The following is a 16,639-nucleotide window of genomic DNA, read 5'->3' as shown; positions in this document are numbered from 1 at the left end:
TCTACGGTCAGCGTCACCCTGTTTTCCGCAGCCTTGTGCAGCAGACGGTCCCGCACACTGCCGCACAGGGCCAGCAGGCCGACGGGCGCAAAATCACCGGCCGCGCCGCCCTCGTCCAGCTGAGACAGCCGGATAATATCCTCAATCAGCCCCAAAAGCCGCACGGCTTCGGCGCGTATCTTGCCGGAAAACCGGCCGATATCCTCCGGTTTGACGATGCCGTTTTCCATAATTTCTGCATAACCCATAATGCTGGTCAGCGGCGTTTTCAGTTCGTGGGACACGTTGGCGGAAAACTCCCGCCGCTGCTGTTCCGCCTGCTCGCGCTCGGTCACATCCACCAGAAACAGCGCCGCGGCATGCTCCGGCCCCTGCTCGCCGGCCGAGCTGGCCGTCAGCTCATACACACGTCCGTTTTTCTCCATTCTGCCGTGCGCATGCGCGCCGTCCAGCGCCTGCCGGACCACGCGGACATATTCCGCATCACGGCAGAGGTTCAGATAGCTGCCTTTCGCGCTGTCCTCCGGAAAAAGCGCGCAGGCTGCGCGGTTGGCGAACACAATTTCACCTGCCGGAGAAAACAGCACCAGCCCCTCGTCCATACGGGCGGTCACATCGTCAAATTCCGCCTGCCGCCGCTTCAGTTCCCGCATTTGTATCTCAATCTTCCTGTTCTGTTTCGCCATACGCTGCAAAAGCGGTGAAAGTTCATCATACGCCTCATTTTTCAGCGGATCCTGCAAATCCAGCGCGGCAATCGGCGCGATAAACGCGCCTGTCAGCCGCCCTGCCAGCAGCGCGGCCACCAGCAGCGCCAGCAGCACAATCAGCACAATCCACGGCGAAGCGCTTGACAGCGCGCCGAAGGCGCTGTCCGCCGTTGAAGCAACGCGCAGCACCGTGCCGTCCTCCAGGCGGCGGGCGTGGTAATAGGTCTGCGTCTCCAGCGTATCCGACAGACGGCTCGACTGACCGACGCCCGTTTGCAGCGCGGCGGCCACCTCGGGCCGGACCAGATGGTTTTCCATGGACGCCGCGTCCGTGCGGTTATCATACAATACGGCGCCATTTGCCGCAATCACCGTAATGCGGTCCGCATAGCTGCGGCCAACCTCGCCCAGCGCGCCGCTGCCGATCTCTTCTATGATCGCGGCAATATGGCTGCTCTCATCTTCCAGCCGCTCGCGCACATCGCGCGACAGACCGGAATATACCGCTGCCAGCAGCAGTCCTGCCGTCAGCAGCAGCGTGATGAATGCGGTCAGAAAAATGCTGCTGAAAATGCGTTTTCTCATCTGCGGTCTCCCATCCGGTAGCCAACGCCGCGCACCGTTTCAATCAGCGCGCCGCCCGCGCCAAGTTTTTGCCGCAGGGTGCGGATATGCACGTCGACGGTTCGGGTCTCGCTCTCGCTCCCGTAGCCCCAGATATTTTCCAGCAGCACATCGCGCGTCAGCACCGCGCCGCGGTTGCGCATCAGCAGGCAGAGCAGCTGATACTCTTTCAGCGTCAGCTGCACTTCCTGCCCGTTCACCTGCACGCTGTGCGCCCGCTCGTCCACGCAGACGCAGCCGACGGAAAGCAGGCTGGACTGTTCCGCCGGACTGCCGCTGCCCGACTGTGTGCGCCGCAGCACCGCGCGGACGCGCGCAACCAGCTCCATCATACCGAAGGGCTTGGCGATGTAATCATCCGCGCCGCTGTCCAAACCGACCACCTTATCGTACTCGGTGTTTTTCGCCGTCAGCAGAATGACCGGCAGCGCGGCGGTCGGCTGCATGGTGCGCAGGCGGCGCAAAATGGAAATGCCGTCTTCGCCGGGCAGCATGATATCCAGCAGGATCAGATCGGGCGTTTCCGTCCGCAGCGCGGCAAACAGCGCCGTGCCGTCGGCAAAGCCCTTTGCCTCCAGTCCTGTATTTTGCAGCGTATACACGACCAGTTCGCGGATGCCTGCATCATCCTCCACACAGTAAATCATGCTCATTCCCGTCCTTTTCCCGTTTCTTTCCGCGCTGCCGCGCCAAACGTGTTTTCTGCGCTATCCCTTATGGGTGCCCGTGATGGAAAAATCCACCCACTCGGCAATATTGGTCGCGTGGTCGCCGATACGCTCCAGATACTTGGCGATCATCAGAATGTCCAGCACCCGCTCGCCGTCCGACGGGTTGGCCGCCACCTCGGCAATCAGGTCTTTCTTACATTCGGCAAACAGGCCGTCCACCACGTCGTCATACTCGATTACGCTCCATGCAAGCTGCAAATCACGGCGCACAAAGGCGTCCAGCGCGTCCGTCACCATTTTGATCGTGGCCTGCGCCATCTCGTCAATATGCCGGTTGTGTCCGCATGCATCCGATAAATAGGTGACAATCTCCGCAATATCGCCCGCCTGATCGCCGATGCGCTCAATATCGGTAATCATTTTCAAAACAGCCGAAATCAGCCGCAGATCCCTTGCCACCGGCTGCTGCTGCAGCAGCAGCTTGAGGCACATGGACTCAATTTCGCGCTCCTTCTGGTCGATTTCCTGGTCTATGCGGATGGCTGCGGCGGCCAGCTTCTGATCGCCCGTCAGCAGCGCCTTGACCGAGCTTGCAATCGCATTTTCACACAATGCGCCCATGGCGATCAGTTCGTTGTTCAGTTCCATGAGCTGGGTATCAAACCGGTTGCGCATCAGCCGAACCTCCCCGTAATGTAATCCTCGGTGCGCTTGTCCCTGGGCACGGAAAACAGCGTTTCCGTATCGCCCGTTTCCACGATCTCACCAAGCAGGAAGAACGCGGTCGTATCGGATACGCGGATGGCCTGCTGCATATTGTGCGTTACCATGACGATAGTATAATCCTTTTTCAGCTCCAGCACAAGGTCCTCAATTTTAGAGGTCGAGATCGGGTCGAGCGCCGAAGTCGGCTCGTCCATCAGCAGCACCTCAGGCTCGGCGGCCAGCGCGCGCGCAATACAGATGCGCTGCTGCTGTCCGCCCGACATGGACAGCGCGGATTTTTTCAGGCAGTCCTTGGTCTCATCCCAAATGGCTGCGCCGCGCAGCGAAGTCTCGATGATCTCATCGAGCCTTACGCGGCTTTTGATGCCGTGCGTGCGCGGCCCGTATGCGATGTTGTCATAAATCGACATTGGGAACGGATTGGGCTTCTGGAACACCATACCCACGCGCTTGCGCAGCAGGTTTACGTCACAGTCCTTATAAATATCCTCGCCGTCGAGCCGGATATCGCCCGTAATTTTGCAGCCTTCCACCAGATCGTTCATCCGGTTGAGCGAGCGTAAAAGCGTGGACTTGCCGCAGCCGGACGGCCCGATAAACGCGGTGATCTCATTTGCCTTGATGTTCAGGTCGATATCGTGCAGCGCATGAAAGCTGCCGTAGTGCAGATTCATGTTCCGAATTTCAATTTTATTCTCCATTTATTCCGTCTCCATTATTTTTTGGTGAGCTTTTTCGCCACAAGCGCGGACAGCGTATTCATAATCAGCACCACAACCAGCAGCACAACCGCAGTCGCATAGGCCTCGTTCATGTGCAGCCCCTCGCCAGAAAGCACATACATGTGGATGGCAAGCGTCCGTCCGGACTGCAACAGCCCGGGAATCTGCGCCATCGTGCCGGCGGTAAAAATCAGCGCCGCGGTCTCGCCCACGATGCGGCCGATGCCGAGAATGACGCCCGAAAGAATGCCCGGCATCGCGCTGGGCAGCACGATGCGGAACACGGTGCGCAGCCGTCCCGCGCCCAGGCCGAACGAGGCTTCGCGGAAGGAATCCGGCACTGCCATCAGCGCTTCCTCCGCCGTGCGCATGATGAGCGGCAAAATCATAATCGCCAGCGTCATTGCGCCCGCCAGCAGAGAGTATCCCCAAATCACGCGAAAGGTCAGCATGCCGAACAGACCGAACACGATGGACGGAATGCCGGACAGCGTTTCCGTGGTAATCCGGATGACATTGACCAGCCGGCTGCCGCGCGCGGCATACTCATTCAGGTAAATCGCTGTGAACAGACCGAACGGCACGGCAATCAGCAGCGCCAGCACGGTCATTTCGACGGTCGTGATCATCGCAGGCAGCATGGAGGCGTTTTCCGAAGTGTATTGCAGCGCAAACAGAGAAGGTTTCAGGTGCGGGATGCCGCTGATGAGGATATAGCCGATCAAAAACAGCAAAGCGGCAAACGTGATAACCGCCGCGCCGTATACCAGCCCTTTTTGCAGCTTTGCGCGGCCGCGGCCATAGGAGGGCCGCATTTCGGTTTTTGTTTCGGCTCTCCGGCGGGCCGCCGCGCCGAGTATCGCAGGTCCGGTCATGCGTCCTTCCTCCTTTTGAGCACAGAAAACGTCAGGTTGATGAGCAGAATAAACACAAACAGCACGCAGCCCGTGGCGATGAGCGCCTCGCGGTGCAGGCCGGTGGCATAGCCCATCTCCTGCACGATGTTGGCGGTCAGCGTGCGGATGCCCTTGAGCACGTTGCCGGTCAGGCGCGGCTGGTTGCCCGCAACCATGACGACCGCCATCGTCTCACCGATGGCGCGGCCCACGCCCAGCACGATCGAGGCCAGTACGCCCGACTTGGCCGCCGGCAGCATGACCGAGAACACCGCCCGTTCATGCGTTGCACCCATGGCGACCGCGCCCTCATAATAGTTCTGCGGCACAGCGCGCAGCGCGGATTCGGCCACGCCGATAATAGTCGGCAAAATCATCACGCCCAGCAGAATGGAGGCGGAAAGGATGCTCGAACCCGAAATATCCGCGCCGAACAGCGCCGCCGCCTCGCGCACCGCCGGCACAATGACGATCATCCCGAAAAAGCCGTATACGATGGAGGGGATGCCCGCCAGCAGCTCGGTGCAGGGCTTGAGCAGGCGGTACGCATTCTTCGGGCAGTAAAACGCCATGAACACCGCCGTCAGCAGGCCGACCGGCACACCGATCAGAATTGCGCCCGCGGTGATATAAATGCTGCCGACGATCATCGGCAGGATGCCGTAAATATCATTGCCCGGTTTCCATTTGGTACCGGTCAAAAAATCCAGCGCGCCGATTTCACGGATGGCCGGAATACCGTTTGCAAACAGGAAAATGCAGATCATCACAACCGCGAAAATCGAAGCCAGCGCGCACACAAAAAACACGCCGCGCATCAGCTTTTCCCCAAAATTTTTCATATTCTCACCCGATATGCAGCGGGCAGGGCGAAGCACGTCCGCCCTGCCGCGTATCCGTATCACTGTTAGGCCAGCTCGTCCCACTCGGTCACGTCGCCAACGTAAACGCTCTTGATCTGGTCGATGCTCAGGCCCTCAAGCGTGTTGGCCGGATTGACGATGACCGCAATGCCGTCCATTGCAATCGCCGTGCCGGTCAGCGCGGCGCTCTCTTCCTCCTTCAGCTCGCGGGAGGCCATGCCGATATCAAAGGTACCGTCCATCGCGCCGGTCATGCCCGAAGTGGAGTCGGATTCCTGCAATTCGATCTTGGCGTTCGGGTTGGCTGCCTGATATGCCTCCGCCAGCTTTTCCATCACAGGGGAAACCGAAGAGGAACCGCCAACTGCGATCTGGCCGGAAGAACCGTCCGTTTTAAAGGCTTCCGCCGCGTCGTTTACCTTGATGTAGCCCTCGTCCTCGATGATCTGCTGGCCGTCCGCGCTCATGATAAAGGCCATGAAGTCCGCGGCAACGCCGGTCGGCTGGCCCTTGGTCGCTATGTTGAAGGGACGCGCCAGCGTGTAGCTGCCGTCCTTCACATGCTCGGCAGTCGCTTCCGCGCCGTCCACCTTGAGCGCCTTGACCGTATCGTTGAGCGCGCCGAGCGAAACATAGCCGATGGCCTTTTCATTGCCGGCCACGCTGGTCAGTACTACGCTGGTTTTGCTGGCGATCTCGGCGTCCGCCGTGGTGTTGTCAACCTTTTCGCCGGCGTCGTTCTTTTCTTCCACGCCGGTCAGCTCAACAAACGCGCCGCGCGTGCCCGAGCCGTCCTCGCGGGAGATCACGGTGATCGCACCGGAAACGCCGCCCTCCGGCTGCGCGTCTGCTGCCGCGTCCGCCGCAGCGTCCGCGCCGCCATGCTGCTGCTCGCCCGTCTCATCATTGCCGCCGCAGGCGGTCAGCGCGCCGCACAGCATCAGGCCGGCGAGCATCAGGGATATGGTCTTTTTCATAACTGAATTTCTCCTTTTGCATTGCATACTTGTTTTTTCTTTACAAAATTATCTTAATGGGGCAATGTAAAATGCAAAAGCGCGAACAGGTAAAATCCATGTAAAATAAATTCCCTTGTGTAAAACAGGCAAAAAAACAGCCGGAGGGCAAAACCCTCCGGCTGTTTGAAACTGTCGAAAACTTCGTTTTTCCGACAATCTGTGTTTGGACAACGCCAAGCATGGACGAGCAAAAAGTTCCTGTACAGAAACTTTTTCTCTCTTAAAAGTATAAAAAGTCAGGCACACGGCCCAGGCCACCCGCTCTTGGCCTGCGGCCAATTCACCTTGTGTCCTGACTTTTTATGCATTTGCGCTGCAAATGCTGTTTGATGCGCGCTGCTGCGCGTATTGCGGATACTCGTCGGCAAGATATTTTTTCGACAAGCTGAAACAGCCGGCGGGCTTTATCCTCCGGCTGTTTCAGACGGCTTTGCTATCCGGCGGTATTCCGTTTTTTCCGGAAATATCCCAGATAAAGCACCGCCGCCGCAAGCGACCAGAAGTAGGCCATCATATACGGCACTTCAAAAATATTCTCAAAATAGCAGTGTACCAATACCCCGCACATGCCCGCAAACATGGATACCGCCAGCACGCGCGAGCGGTCGGTCTCGTTAAACTTTGTGCGGCCAATGGCGCGCAGGCACCACAGCACCAGCCCAAACAGCAGCACAATAAAGAAAATCAGACCGAGGTATCCCATCTCCACCAGCGTTTTGAGATAGTAGTTATCCATGTAAAAATAAGAAAACGTATCCGTTTCCTCAATAATTTTGTTCTGCATCGCAACCGCGCCGCCAAACCGTCCAAGGCCGAAGCCCAGCCACGGATTGGACTCATGCAGCAGGTCGAGACCGGTCTCCCACCGCACCATGCGGCCGGCGCGCTGGCTGGCCTCCACATAGTCCGCAGTGAACAGATAGGTGATGCGGTTGGCAATGGACGGAATGGCAATCAGCGCGCCCGCGCCGGCCACGCCCATCAGCGCGATCAGGCGGCGGTCCAAAAAGACGGCGAACACGATTACCGCAACCGCAAGGCCGCCCCACGCGCCCTTGGAAAAGGTGAAGATAATGGACAGGCACATCATGCCCGTGCAGCAGATCGCCAGCACCTTGACCCACAGCTTTTTGCTGTAATAGGCGATGCCGGCCACCATCGGCGCAAACAGCACCAGAAAGCTGCCCATGATATTCGGGCTGCCCGTGATCGAATAGACGCGCGTGCGCACGCTCTCCTCGGTCTGCGAAACCCAGCCCGCCGGAATGGGCGCCGCCACAATGAACTGATAAATGCCGTGCAGGCCGATCAGCACCGCCATTACGACGAGCGTACCGTAGAAAATACCGAAATCACGGTCATCCTCAATCAGCCGCGTGACCAGGAAGAACCAGAACAGGTACTGCACCACCGCGCGGTAGCCGTCCAGCGCGATCGAGGGGTAGGGCGACACCGCGCACATCAGAAAGAAGCCCACGCCGATGAACAGCAGCAGGTAGGCGTCCACGGGCGTAGCGCGGCTTTGCAGCGGCGCGCGCCGCATGGCCGTGTGCCACAAAATATAGGCAAACGCCGCGAGCATCATGCCCTCGTCCCATACAGAGCCAATGAATCCGGGCAAATATCCCCGTGTCGTCGACAACCACCGAATCAGTACATCCAACGGCAGATACAGCGCCAGACAGACCAGCAGCAGGCCGCGCACACCAAAAAAGCGCAGCACGCGCCCAACCACGCCGCCGCCGAGAAATGCGCTCACCGGCTTCCAGACCGCAAGGCAGGCGCGGTAAATGAAGCTCTGCCGCGTCACATCGCCCAGGTATTCGACAAACCGGCGCAGCGCGGCAAGCAGACGCGCATAACCGCTGTTTGCCGCCGTGCAGACAGGCGCGGCGCAAAAGCCGTCCCACATCCGCCGGAAACGCGAATGCGGATAGGCCCGATGAAAACTGCGGAAAAATCCCGCAATCGCGCCCGCGTGATACCATTCCCGCAGGCGCAGCAGCAGCCGCACCAGCAGGCTGTTTTCCCACATTGCTTTCATAGGCTTATTCGTCCGCAAAGTCGACCGAGTCAATGTTGCCGGTCGTCTCAAAATCGTTGGTCTTCAAAATGAACGTGCGGCCGGCGCGCACTTCCTGCGTGCCGATTTTGGGCGCCGGTGTGTCCTTGGCTACCGTGGTCTTGATGGTGAAAACCAGGTCCTTCTTGTCCGGATCGACCGACGTGACGATCTGTCCGTCCGCCGTCGGCATCTGCTGGCGATAGTCTTCGATCTCCATGCTCTCAATGGTCGCGTTCACATACTCGTTGCCGCTGACCAGCTTTTTGCCAACCTGGCTGTTGCGCTCCACTTCCGCAACCAGGAAAGGCGTTGCGCCGCGCACACGGATGACGGCCGTCATCTCCACCTGCGGGCTGGTCGCCTCGGCAATTTTGGGTGCAAACAGCTTATAGCCAACGCCTGCGGCCACCGCAATGACGGCGAGCAGCACAAGCAGGTCGACGATGTTGATTACGCCGAACAGCTTGCCCTTTTCGTTGATAATTTTCATAGTTTCCCTCCGCTGTGATATATTTCGCTTATTTGTTGATTATAGCACAGTTCAGGGGGTGCGTACAAGACCTTTATCCCCGCAGCGCCCGCCACAGGCCGGCCAGCCGGCAGCGGAATTCCACCTGCGGCGCGTTTTGCTGCTCCATGGCCTCGCTGCAAACCACAGAAAACGACGTACACCACCATGCGCTGCGCGCCCCTGCCGGTTCAAATGCCGCCGCAGCCAGCAGACAAACTGCTGCAATCACGGCCGCAAGCGCCTCTCTGTTCTGCCTGTCCATCAAAAAAACCGCCTCCCGATTACTGGTGTCCCCAGTATGTCCGGAAGGCGGCATGCTTATACGGTTTCGGTCAAAAATGTATCTGCAAAGCGGCGGCCGAGCATTTTGGCCGCCGTTCTGGCGCGGCTTTCATCTGAAAACAGGCCGTATACGGTCGGTCCGGAACCGCTCATCAGCGTACCGTCCGCGCCGTTTTCCCGCAGCGCGGCCTGAATTTCTCCGATCTGGCGGCGTTTTTCTGCCGTAACGCGCTCCATCACATTGCACAGACGCTTTGCAACGCCTGCAAAATCGCCCTGCTCCAGCGCGCGCAGCATACCTGCGGTGTCCGGCCGCACGGGGATCTCCGTTTCGTCTATCTGCCGGTAAACCTCTTTGGTGGAGACGGCAAAGGGCGGTTTGCACAGCACCACCCAGCAGTGCGGCATGGGCGGCAGCGCGGTCAGCTTTTCGCCGATGCCCTCGGCCAGCATGGTGCCGCCGCGCAGGCAGTACGGCACGTCCGCGCCGAGCTTCAGCCCCATTTCGCACAGTTCGTCCAGGGTAAGGCCCGTGCCGTGCAGCGCATTGAGCGCGCGCAGCACAGCCGCCGCGTCCGTCGACCCGCCGGCCAGACCGGCCGCCACGGGGATGCGCTTTGTCATCTCAATTTCGCATGTGCCCAGCAGCGCGCCCGTGCGCGCATAGAACAGTTCGGCCGCGCGGTACGCCAGATTGCGCTCATCCACCGGCAGATAGGGCAAATTGCTGTGCAGCACAATGCCCTGCGGCTTTTTTTCGCCATGAATCGTCGTCACGCGGATATCGTCATGCAGCGCAACCGTCTGCATCACCATCTGCACCAGATGATATCCATCCTCCCGCCGGCCTGTCACATCCAGCGTCAAATTGATTTTCGCGCGCGCCTGCACCGTCATTTCCGCGCGCGTTTCCTCCTGTTTCTTTCCAAAAAGCATATAGTCTCCCAGCTTTGCTATTAGATTGCAGCCTGTTCCGGTCTCCGCCCGCGGAACACCGTAACCGCGTGAAACCCTGCGTCCCTGGCATTCCGCACGCAGTCCTCCACGCCGCGGCCGACCGTATCCAGCGCATGCGAATCCGAACCGATGGAAATGCGCTCGCCCCCGAGGCGCCGGTATTCGTACAAAATATTCTGCGGCGGGCCGACGCGCTTCTGCCAGCCCGCAATGCCGGCCGCGTTCAGCTCCAGCGCATAGCCGCGCGCAATGCATTCGCGCAGCACCTGCTCCACCCTGTCCATATACTGGTCGAACGAGGGCACATAGTCCCCATGGCGCATCACGCGCAGCGGATAGTCGATATGCGCCAGCACATCAAACCCGCCGTGCCGCTCCATCCGGAGCAGTTCCGCAAAATACGCACGGAGAAACGCATCGCAGTTGAGATGCGCAAAATCGTGAAAATAAATATCCAGATCATTCGGCATGGCATGCAGCGAACCGATGACCATATCGAGCGAATGCGCACGGATGAACGCATCCGCCGCCGGACTGGCATGGATTTCTCCGATTTCAATGCCGGCCAGCACCTCAATCTGTCCGGAAAACTGCTCTTTGGCCGCCCACGTCTCGCGCAGGCAGGCCTCCACATCCCTGTTTTCCGAGGGCGCGCGGTTGTAAAAATAGTCCCAGTGGTCGGTCAGGGCAACAATATCCAGCCCGTGCGCGATACAGGCGCGCACCTTGTCCGCCGGGCTCTGCGGCCGTTCGGCATCCACGGAATACGCCGTATGCATATGCAGATCAACCCGCATACCGAATCCTCCTCACACCAGAACAAAGTTAACGGCAAGCTGCACAAAACAGATGACAACCGCAAACAGCATGCCCGCATTGCCGAACACCGCGCCCATCGAAGGCGGACACGGTCCATGCAGCCACACGCCCGCCTTGCGCCCGCGCACCAGCAGCACCAGACCGGTTATCGCAACGGCAATCCATGCGACGCTGTACAGCAGGGCCATGCCCACCGTCGGCACCAGCAGCACGGGTATGCCCGAACCGATCAGGTTATACAGCATATGCAGCACGATGGGCGCGCCCAGGCTGCCCGTGCGGTAATAAGCATAGGCCAGCAGCAGGCCCAGCAGAAAGGCGTAGAAAAACTGCTCCAGATTGGCGTGAAACAGGCCGAACAGCAGCGCGGAAACCAACGCGCCCGGCTTCTGCCCATACCGTGCCAGGCGGCCGGCCAGCAGGCCGCGGAACAGCAGTTCCTCGCAGACCGGCCCTATGATACATGCAACCAGCAGCACAACCCCCGGCGATAATTGTCCCATCGCCTGCTCCACCAGGTCAACCGGCTCCCGTCCGGACAGACGATAGGCCAGGTTATTCGCCGCCGTGCCCAGCAGCGAGCCAAAAAACATCATCGACAGGCCGATGACCAGCCAGCGGCCCATGCGGCGCGGCGCGGGCGTCTCTCTGCAAAAAGGCAGCCGCGGCACGCTGCGGCACAGCGCATACGCCGCCGGCAGCGAAACGGCATAATGCCCCACCAGCACCAGCACATAATACACGCCGTCCGGCATCGGCGCCGGCAGCAGCTGGTCAATCAGCGCCAGGCCAAACTGCCACGCAAGCGCCCACAGCATAACCAGCGCCAGCGCAAGGCCCAGGCGCGAGCAGTATTTCCGCTCCTGTTTCCAATCACATTCCTGCATAAATCCTCCGGAAAAAAGGCAGGGCAAGCCCTTTCGCCCGCCCTGCCTTCTGTATCAAAATTTACTGTTTGGCTTCGTTCACCAGGCGCTCAGTGTCCTTGGCGATCATCAGCTCTTCATTGGTCGGGATAACCAGTACGCGCACACGCGCATAGTCAATGGAAATATCCATCTGCTTGCCGCGGTACTTGTTCTTCTCCGGATCGATCTTGATGCCGAGATATTCCATATGCTCGCAAACATCCCAGCGAACCGAACGGTCATTCTCACCAACGCCGGCGGTGAAGATGATGGCGTCCACGCCGCCCATTTCGGCAATGTAGGAACCGATGATCTTCTTAACCGACAGGTTGAACATATCCTTGGCGAGCGCAGCGCGGGCATTGCCGTCATCAATCGCGGTATCCAGGTCGCGGAAGTCGGACGAAACGCCCGAAATACCCAGCATACCGGATTTCTTGTTCAGGATGTTGATGACCTGTGCCGCCGAAAGGTTTTCATGCTCGGACAGGAATTCGATGATTGCAGGGTCAAGGTTGCCGGCGCGGGTGCCCATCGGCAGACCGTCCAGCGGGGTAAAGCCCATCGAGGTATCGTAGCTCTTGCCGCCGTTGATGGCGCAGATGGAAGAGCCGTTGCCCAGATGGCAGGTGATCAGCTTGAGATCCTCCAGCGGACGGCCGAGCATCTCCGCCGCCTGCTGGGAAACGTACTTGTGGCTGGTGCCGTGGAAGCCGTAGCGGCGGATCTTGTACTTCTGATAGTACTCATAGGGAATCGCATACATATAGTGCGACTGCGGCATGGTCTGATGGAACGCAGTGTCAAACACAGCAACCATCGGCACATCGCCCATAACCTCGCGGCAGGCCTCAATGCCGATCAGGTTGGGCGGGTTGTGCAGCGGCGCCAGCGGTACGCAGTCCTCAATCGCCTTGAGAACCTTTTCGGTGATAATGACGCTGTCCGAGAAGAATTCGCCGCCGTGTACCACGCGGTGGCCAACCGCGTCAATCTCGCTCATCGAGGAAATGACGCCCTTTTCGGGATCGAGCAGCACGTTGATAACCGACTGAATCGCTTCCTTATGGGTCGGCATCGCAATATCAAACTTAAACTTTTCATCCGACTTGTTGCCGGTATGCGTCAGTACGCCGTCAATACCGATGCGCTCGCACAGGCCCTTTGCCATCACTTCGCCCGAAGTAGTATCAAGCAGCTGATACTTCAGCGAAGAGCTGCCGGCGTTGATAACCAGAACTTTCATTTACAAAACTCCCTCATGCCGTATTTTAGCGGCTTGCATCAAGCCGCAGAAGCCGATATAATAATCGTATACTGCTATTTTACACGATTTTTCCGGATAGTACAAGCCATATTTTCCGCGTTCTGCGCGAAACCTGTGTCTTTTCAAGGAGGTCTCCATGCAAATTTGCGGCATCACAGCCGAATATAACCCGTTTCACACGGGGCACGCCTACCACATCGCGCAAACGCGCCGCCTGCTGGGAGAGGATACCGCCATCGTATGCGCGATGAGCGGCAATTTTGTGCAGCGCGGCGATTTTGCCGTGCTGGGCAAGTATGCCCGCGCGGAAATGGCCGTGCGGTGCGGCGCCGACCTCGTCATCGAGCTGCCGCTTGCCGCCGCGCTTTGCTCGGCGGAGGGGTTTGCGCGCGGCGCCGTCGCCCTGCTGCACGCGCTGGGCTGCGATACCCTGTCGTTCGGGGCGGAGCACCCCGACGTTTCCCTGCTCCAGCGCGCGGCACAGGCGCTGGACGCCCTGCCGCTGACCGGCGCGGCCGCGCCCCTATCCTATGCCGCACAGCGGCAGGCCGAGCTGCGCTGCCTTGACCCTGCCGCCGCCGCCCTGCTGGACCATCCGAACAACACGCTTGCCGTGGAATACTGCCGCGCGGCGCTGCCTTACGGAATGCGCCCGCTCGCCGTCGCCCGGCAGGGCGCAGCACACGATGCCGCCGCGCCGGGCGCCGGTTTTGCCTCGGCCAGCCTGCTGCGGCAGCACCTGCGCGCAGGGGACGACAGCTTCTGCCGTCCGTTTCTGCCGCCCGAGGCGCAGGCGGTCTGGCAGCGCGCCGCGGCGGCGGGACAGGCGCCCGTCTCCCTGCCGGACGGGGTGCTGCTCGCGCTGGCGCGCACCGCGCTCATGCAGGGCCGCCTGTCCTCCGGCACGGCGGACGGCTTTGACGAGCGTCTGCAAAACGCGGTGTATCAGGCCGTTTCCTTTGCCGATGCGGTCGCACGCGCACGCACACGCCGCTTTCCTGCCGCGCGGGTGCGCCGCGCCCTGCTGCGCGCCGTGCTCGGCATTCCGGCGGGGGAAGCCGTGCAGCCGCAGTATATACGCATCCTTGCCATCGGGCCGAGAGGCCGCGCCGTGCTCCGCCGCGCTGGGGCGCATACCGCCCTGCCCCTCATCGTCAAGCCGGTAACGGAAAAACGCCTGCCGGACGCCGTACAGCCCGCGCTGCGCCGCGACGCTTTTGCCGATGACCTGTTCGCGCTGGCTTTGCCGGATACCGCGCAGCGCGCAGGCGGCATCCATTACCGCCAAGCCCCGTTTTATCTGCCGCAAGGCTGATGTCCCGCCGCCTCTGCCCGGCGGGAAAAATTTTCGCGCATCTACTTGACCTGATAGAGTAATTCTGCTATGATTACTCCATCAGATGAAGTATGGAGGTGAGCCTGTGCTCGGCAGCGATGTGATGCGCGGTTATAATGATATGCTCATCCTGTGCCTGCTGTGTGAGGACGACAGCTACGGCTACGCGATCTCACGCGAAATTGAGCGCCGCAGCGGCGGAAGGTACCCGATCAAGGAGACCACGCTGTATGCCGCGTTCGGACGGCTGGAAAAGCAGGGTTATATCGCGCCCTATCAGGGCAGCGAAACACAGGGCAGGCCGCGCACCTATTACACCATCACGGACGACGGCCGCAAGGCCTATGCCGCCAAATGCGCCGAATGGCGCATTCTGAAAACCGTAGTGGACTGTTTTGCAAAGGAGGATATGAAAGATGGAAGCCATTCATAACTATGTGGAGGCATTGTTCGCCGTTTTGCCGCAGTGCGAGGATGTTCTGCGCGTCAAGGACGACATGCTGGCCAATCTGGAGGAAAAATTCCGCGCCCTGCTGGAGGAGGGCAGGAACGAGGAGGAGGCGACCGGCATCGTGATTGCGTCCATCGGCTCAGGCGAGGAGCTGCGGGAGCAGTTCGGCGCACAGGCGCCTGCCGCAGCGTCAGCCCCCGCGCCGGCAAGACGTGTCCTTCCCGCGCTCGCCCCGCTCACGCTGGTGCCGCTTGTCATGATCGCCGCCCGGCTGTGCTTCACCTCCTCCCTGCTGGACAATGCGCAGGTCTGGTGGCTCATCAAATATACGGCCGCAGGCATTGCCGTTGTGTTCGCTTTGTACCAGCTGGCCTGCCGGCAGGCCGCCCGCCGCGGCGTCCCGCTGCGCCGTTCGGTGCTTTTCCTCGGCATATCGCTGCCCACCGCCTGCGTGCTGTATCTGCTCCTCGGCACCTGGCACGGCCTGTGCTGGGAGATCCCGCTCGCCTATTTTCCCCTCTGCTGCCTGATCGCGCTGGCGCTGGAAGCCGCCGCGCCCCCGCAGCCCTGCGGCAATCGTTGACATCCCCCCTCTTTTGTTTTACAATACAGTTTAGTACAGTAAAGCAAAAGAGGGGTTTTCCTATATGATCGGACTGGGTACGATAATCAACTGCGCCACCATCGCCGCGGGCGCTACGCTGGGCGTCATCCTCAAGGGCGGGCTGCCGCGCCGGTTTGAAACGACCATTTTGCAGGCGCTCGGCCTGTGCACCTTTTTCATCGGCATCGGCGGGGCGGTCAGCGGCCTGCTCACCGTAACGGACGGCACAGTCGGCACGCAGCACACCATGCTGCTGGTGCTCAGTCTGGTGCTGGGTGCGGTTGTCGGCGAGGCGCTCGATATTGAAACCCGTCTCAACCGCTTCGGCGCATGGTGCCAGGACCGTTTTTCAGGCGGCGGGGACGGACAGTTCGTGCAGGGCTTTGTCACCGCCTCGCTGCTGTTCTGCGTGGGCGCGATGGCGATTGTCGGCGCGCTGGAGGACGGCCTGAACGGCAATCCCTCCATCCTGATCGCCAAAGCCGTGCTGGACGGCGTTTCTTCGGTCATTTTCGCGGCTTCGCTCGGCCGCGGCGTATATCTTTCCATCCTGCCGCTGGCGGTGTACCAGGGCGGCATCACGCTGCTGGCGCGGTTCATCCGCCCCTGGCTGACCGATGCGCTCATCAGCCAGGTCTCGTGCATCGGTTCGGTGCTGATTTTTGCCATCGGTTTTAACCTGATGTTTGATAAAAAGGTCAAGGTCGGCAATCTGCTGCCCGCGGTTTTGATGCCGGTCGTGTTTTTCGCGCTGGCGCGGTTTTTCCCTGCGCTGGGCACACTGTAAAAAATTTTTTCCGGTTTGATGTGATATTTCCGCCCTCCCGCGGGTATTGTCTATGAAAGGCCTTTCCAAACCACAGCAGACGGAGAACATCATGGACGAAGCACAGTTTACGGACATTGTCCGCCGGTATCGGGATCACCTGTTTGCCATTGCATTCCAATATACCAAAAATGCCGCCGATGCGGACGATATGGCGCAGATTGCGCTGCTCAAATGCTATCAGGCGGCAGCCCCGTTTGAAAGCGAGGCGCACATCCGCCACTGGCTCATCCGCGTAACGGTAAACGAGTGCAAACGCTATCTGATATCCCCCTGGCGGCGGTATACCGCGCCGATCGAGGACTACGCCGAAACGCTCGGCTTTGAAACGCCCGAGCAGTCCGCCCTGTTTCTGGCCGTGATGGAGCTGCCGCAGAAGTAC

Annotated in this window: 19 protein-coding genes; 5 read left to right on the top strand and 14 right to left on the bottom strand. The window is 60.0% G+C overall.

Annotated elements, in window-relative coordinates:
* The 14 genes from ACOYIE_RS04085 to ACOYIE_RS04020 all read right to left on the bottom strand — a co-directional run.
* Nucleotides 1–1,295: histidine kinase dimerization/phospho-acceptor domain-containing protein (locus tag ACOYIE_RS04085; protein ID WP_433410888.1), on the bottom strand; the 1,295-nt coding region annotated here is incomplete at its 3' end.
* The gene (locus ACOYIE_RS04080; RefSeq protein WP_433410887.1) at nt 1,292–1,981 is read right to left on the bottom strand and encodes a response regulator transcription factor; all 690 of its coding nucleotides are present in this window, start codon (nt 1,979–1,981) and stop codon (nt 1,292–1,294) included. The genes ACOYIE_RS04080 and ACOYIE_RS04085, both read right to left, overlap by 4 nt.
* A 60-nt stretch (nt 1,982–2,041) precedes the next feature.
* Nucleotides 2,042–2,680 (bottom strand): phosphate signaling complex protein PhoU, encoded by a 639-nt coding sequence (phoU, locus tag ACOYIE_RS04075; protein ID WP_433410886.1) that lies wholly within the window; start codon nt 2,678–2,680, stop codon nt 2,042–2,044.
* Nucleotides 2,680–3,432 (bottom strand): phosphate ABC transporter ATP-binding protein PstB, encoded by a 753-nt coding sequence (gene pstB / locus ACOYIE_RS04070; RefSeq protein WP_433410885.1) that lies wholly within the window; start codon nt 3,430–3,432, stop codon nt 2,680–2,682. The genes phoU and pstB overlap by 1 nt, the downstream gene beginning before the upstream one ends.
* A 14-nt stretch (nt 3,433–3,446) precedes the next feature.
* Nucleotides 3,447–4,268 carry a phosphate ABC transporter permease PstA gene (gene pstA / locus ACOYIE_RS04065; protein ID WP_433410889.1) on the bottom strand — a complete coding sequence of 274 codons (822 nt, stop codon included), beginning with the start codon at nt 4,266–4,268 and terminating at the stop codon, nt 3,447–3,449.
* 56 nt (nt 4,269–4,324) lie between these two features.
* Nucleotides 4,325–5,191 (bottom strand): phosphate ABC transporter permease subunit PstC, encoded by an 867-nt coding sequence (gene pstC / locus ACOYIE_RS04060; protein ID WP_433410884.1) that lies wholly within the window; start codon nt 5,189–5,191, stop codon nt 4,325–4,327.
* A gap of 65 nt (nt 5,192–5,256) precedes the next feature.
* Entirely contained in the window at nt 5,257–6,189 is a 933-nt protein-coding gene (locus ACOYIE_RS04055) for a substrate-binding domain-containing protein (protein WP_433410883.1), read from the bottom strand.
* Nucleotides 6,190–6,664: 475 nt separating this feature from the next.
* Nucleotides 6,665–8,275, bottom strand: coding sequence for an O-antigen ligase family protein (locus ACOYIE_RS04050; RefSeq protein WP_433410882.1), 1,611 nt, complete (start codon nt 8,273–8,275; stop codon nt 6,665–6,667).
* A 4-nt stretch (nt 8,276–8,279) separates the two neighbouring features.
* Entirely contained in the window at nt 8,280–8,786 is a 507-nt protein-coding gene (locus ACOYIE_RS04045) for a DUF4330 domain-containing protein (protein WP_433410881.1), read from the bottom strand.
* Nucleotides 8,787–8,859: 73 nt separating this feature from the next.
* Nucleotides 8,860–9,069, bottom strand: coding sequence for a hypothetical protein (locus ACOYIE_RS04040; RefSeq protein WP_433410880.1), 210 nt, complete (start codon nt 9,067–9,069; stop codon nt 8,860–8,862).
* A 56-nt stretch (nt 9,070–9,125) separates the two neighbouring features.
* Nucleotides 9,126–10,025 (bottom strand): 4-(cytidine 5'-diphospho)-2-C-methyl-D-erythritol kinase, encoded by a 900-nt coding sequence (gene ispE, locus ACOYIE_RS04035; protein WP_433410879.1) that lies wholly within the window; start codon nt 10,023–10,025, stop codon nt 9,126–9,128.
* A gap of 20 nt (nt 10,026–10,045) precedes the next feature.
* Nucleotides 10,046–10,843, bottom strand: coding sequence for a histidinol-phosphatase HisJ family protein (locus tag ACOYIE_RS04030; RefSeq protein ID WP_433410878.1), 798 nt, complete (start codon nt 10,841–10,843; stop codon nt 10,046–10,048).
* 12 nt (nt 10,844–10,855) lie between these two features.
* On the bottom strand, nt 10,856–11,752 hold the full coding sequence (locus ACOYIE_RS04025) for a lysostaphin resistance A-like protein (protein WP_433410877.1): 897 nt from the start codon (nt 11,750–11,752) through the stop codon (nt 10,856–10,858).
* A 61-nt stretch (nt 11,753–11,813) separates the two neighbouring features.
* Complete coding sequence (locus ACOYIE_RS04020) at nt 11,814–13,019, bottom strand: acetate/propionate family kinase (protein WP_433410876.1); 1,206 nt, start codon at nt 13,017–13,019, stop codon at nt 11,814–11,816.
* Between the two features lie 157 nt (nt 13,020–13,176).
* Here ACOYIE_RS04020 and ACOYIE_RS04015 point away from each other — a divergent pair, with 157 nt between their 5' ends.
* The 5 genes from ACOYIE_RS04015 to ACOYIE_RS03995 all read left to right on the top strand — a co-directional run.
* Complete coding sequence (locus tag ACOYIE_RS04015) at nt 13,177–14,355, top strand: nucleotidyltransferase family protein (protein ID WP_433410875.1); 1,179 nt, start codon at nt 13,177–13,179, stop codon at nt 14,353–14,355.
* Nucleotides 14,356–14,440: 85 nt separating this feature from the next.
* Nucleotides 14,441–14,809 (top strand): PadR family transcriptional regulator, encoded by a 369-nt coding sequence (locus ACOYIE_RS04010; protein WP_433410874.1) that lies wholly within the window; start codon nt 14,441–14,443, stop codon nt 14,807–14,809.
* The gene (locus ACOYIE_RS04005; protein WP_433410873.1) at nt 14,793–15,410 is read left to right on the top strand and encodes a permease prefix domain 1-containing protein; all 618 of its coding nucleotides are present in this window, start codon (nt 14,793–14,795) and stop codon (nt 15,408–15,410) included. The genes ACOYIE_RS04010 and ACOYIE_RS04005 overlap by 17 nt, the downstream gene beginning before the upstream one ends.
* A gap of 64 nt (nt 15,411–15,474) precedes the next feature.
* Complete coding sequence (locus ACOYIE_RS04000) at nt 15,475–16,218, top strand: DUF554 domain-containing protein (protein WP_433410872.1); 744 nt, start codon at nt 15,475–15,477, stop codon at nt 16,216–16,218.
* A 52-nt stretch (nt 16,219–16,270) separates the two neighbouring features.
* The coding region (locus tag ACOYIE_RS03995; protein ID WP_433410871.1) for a sigma factor at nt 16,271–16,639 on the top strand (369 nt) is incomplete at its 3' end.

The sequence above is a fragment of the Agathobaculum sp. genome (assembly GCF_050946325.1).
Taxonomy (GTDB): Bacteria; Bacillota; Clostridia; order Oscillospirales; family Butyricicoccaceae; genus Agathobaculum.
The sequence above is the reverse complement of the archived record's forward strand: the minus strand, read 5'-3'. Positions and strand labels throughout refer to the sequence as shown.

Coding starts and splice junctions, on each gene's coding strand:
- ACOYIE_RS04080 (WP_433410887.1), bottom strand. CDS start 1,981: ATGATTTACTGTGTGGAGGATGATGCAGGCATCCGCGAACTGGTCGTG.
- phoU (WP_433410886.1), bottom strand. CDS start 2,680: ATGCGCAACCGGTTTGATACCCAGCTCATGGAACTGAACAACGAACTG.
- pstB (WP_433410885.1), bottom strand. CDS start 3,432: ATGGAGAATAAAATTGAAATTCGGAACATGAATCTGCACTACGGCAGC.
- pstA (WP_433410889.1), bottom strand. CDS start 4,268: ATGCGGCCCTCCTATGGCCGCGGCCGCGCAAAGCTGCAAAAAGGGCTG.
- pstC (WP_433410884.1), bottom strand. CDS start 5,191: ATGAAAAATTTTGGGGAAAAGCTGATGCGCGGCGTGTTTTTTGTGTGC.
- ACOYIE_RS04055 (WP_433410883.1), bottom strand. CDS start 6,189: ATGAAAAAGACCATATCCCTGATGCTCGCCGGCCTGATGCTGTGCGGC.
- ACOYIE_RS04050 (WP_433410882.1), bottom strand. CDS start 8,275: ATGAAAGCAATGTGGGAAAACAGCCTGCTGGTGCGGCTGCTGCTGCGC.
- ACOYIE_RS04045 (WP_433410881.1), bottom strand. CDS start 8,786: ATGAAAATTATCAACGAAAAGGGCAAGCTGTTCGGCGTAATCAACATC.
- ACOYIE_RS04040 (WP_433410880.1), bottom strand. CDS start 9,069: ATGGACAGGCAGAACAGAGAGGCGCTTGCGGCCGTGATTGCAGCAGTT.
- ispE (WP_433410879.1), bottom strand. CDS start 10,025: ATGCTTTTTGGAAAGAAACAGGAGGAAACGCGCGCGGAAATGACGGTG.
- ACOYIE_RS04030 (WP_433410878.1), bottom strand. CDS start 10,843: ATGCGGGTTGATCTGCATATGCATACGGCGTATTCCGTGGATGCCGAA.
- ACOYIE_RS04025 (WP_433410877.1), bottom strand. CDS start 11,752: ATGCAGGAATGTGATTGGAAACAGGAGCGGAAATACTGCTCGCGCCTG.
- ACOYIE_RS04020 (WP_433410876.1), bottom strand. CDS start 13,019: ATGAAAGTTCTGGTTATCAACGCCGGCAGCTCTTCGCTGAAGTATCAG.
- ACOYIE_RS04015 (WP_433410875.1), top strand. CDS start 13,177: ATGCAAATTTGCGGCATCACAGCCGAATATAACCCGTTTCACACGGGG.
- ACOYIE_RS04010 (WP_433410874.1), top strand. CDS start 14,441: ATGAAGTATGGAGGTGAGCCTGTGCTCGGCAGCGATGTGATGCGCGGT.
- ACOYIE_RS04005 (WP_433410873.1), top strand. CDS start 14,793: ATGGAAGCCATTCATAACTATGTGGAGGCATTGTTCGCCGTTTTGCCG.
- ACOYIE_RS04000 (WP_433410872.1), top strand. CDS start 15,475: ATGATCGGACTGGGTACGATAATCAACTGCGCCACCATCGCCGCGGGC.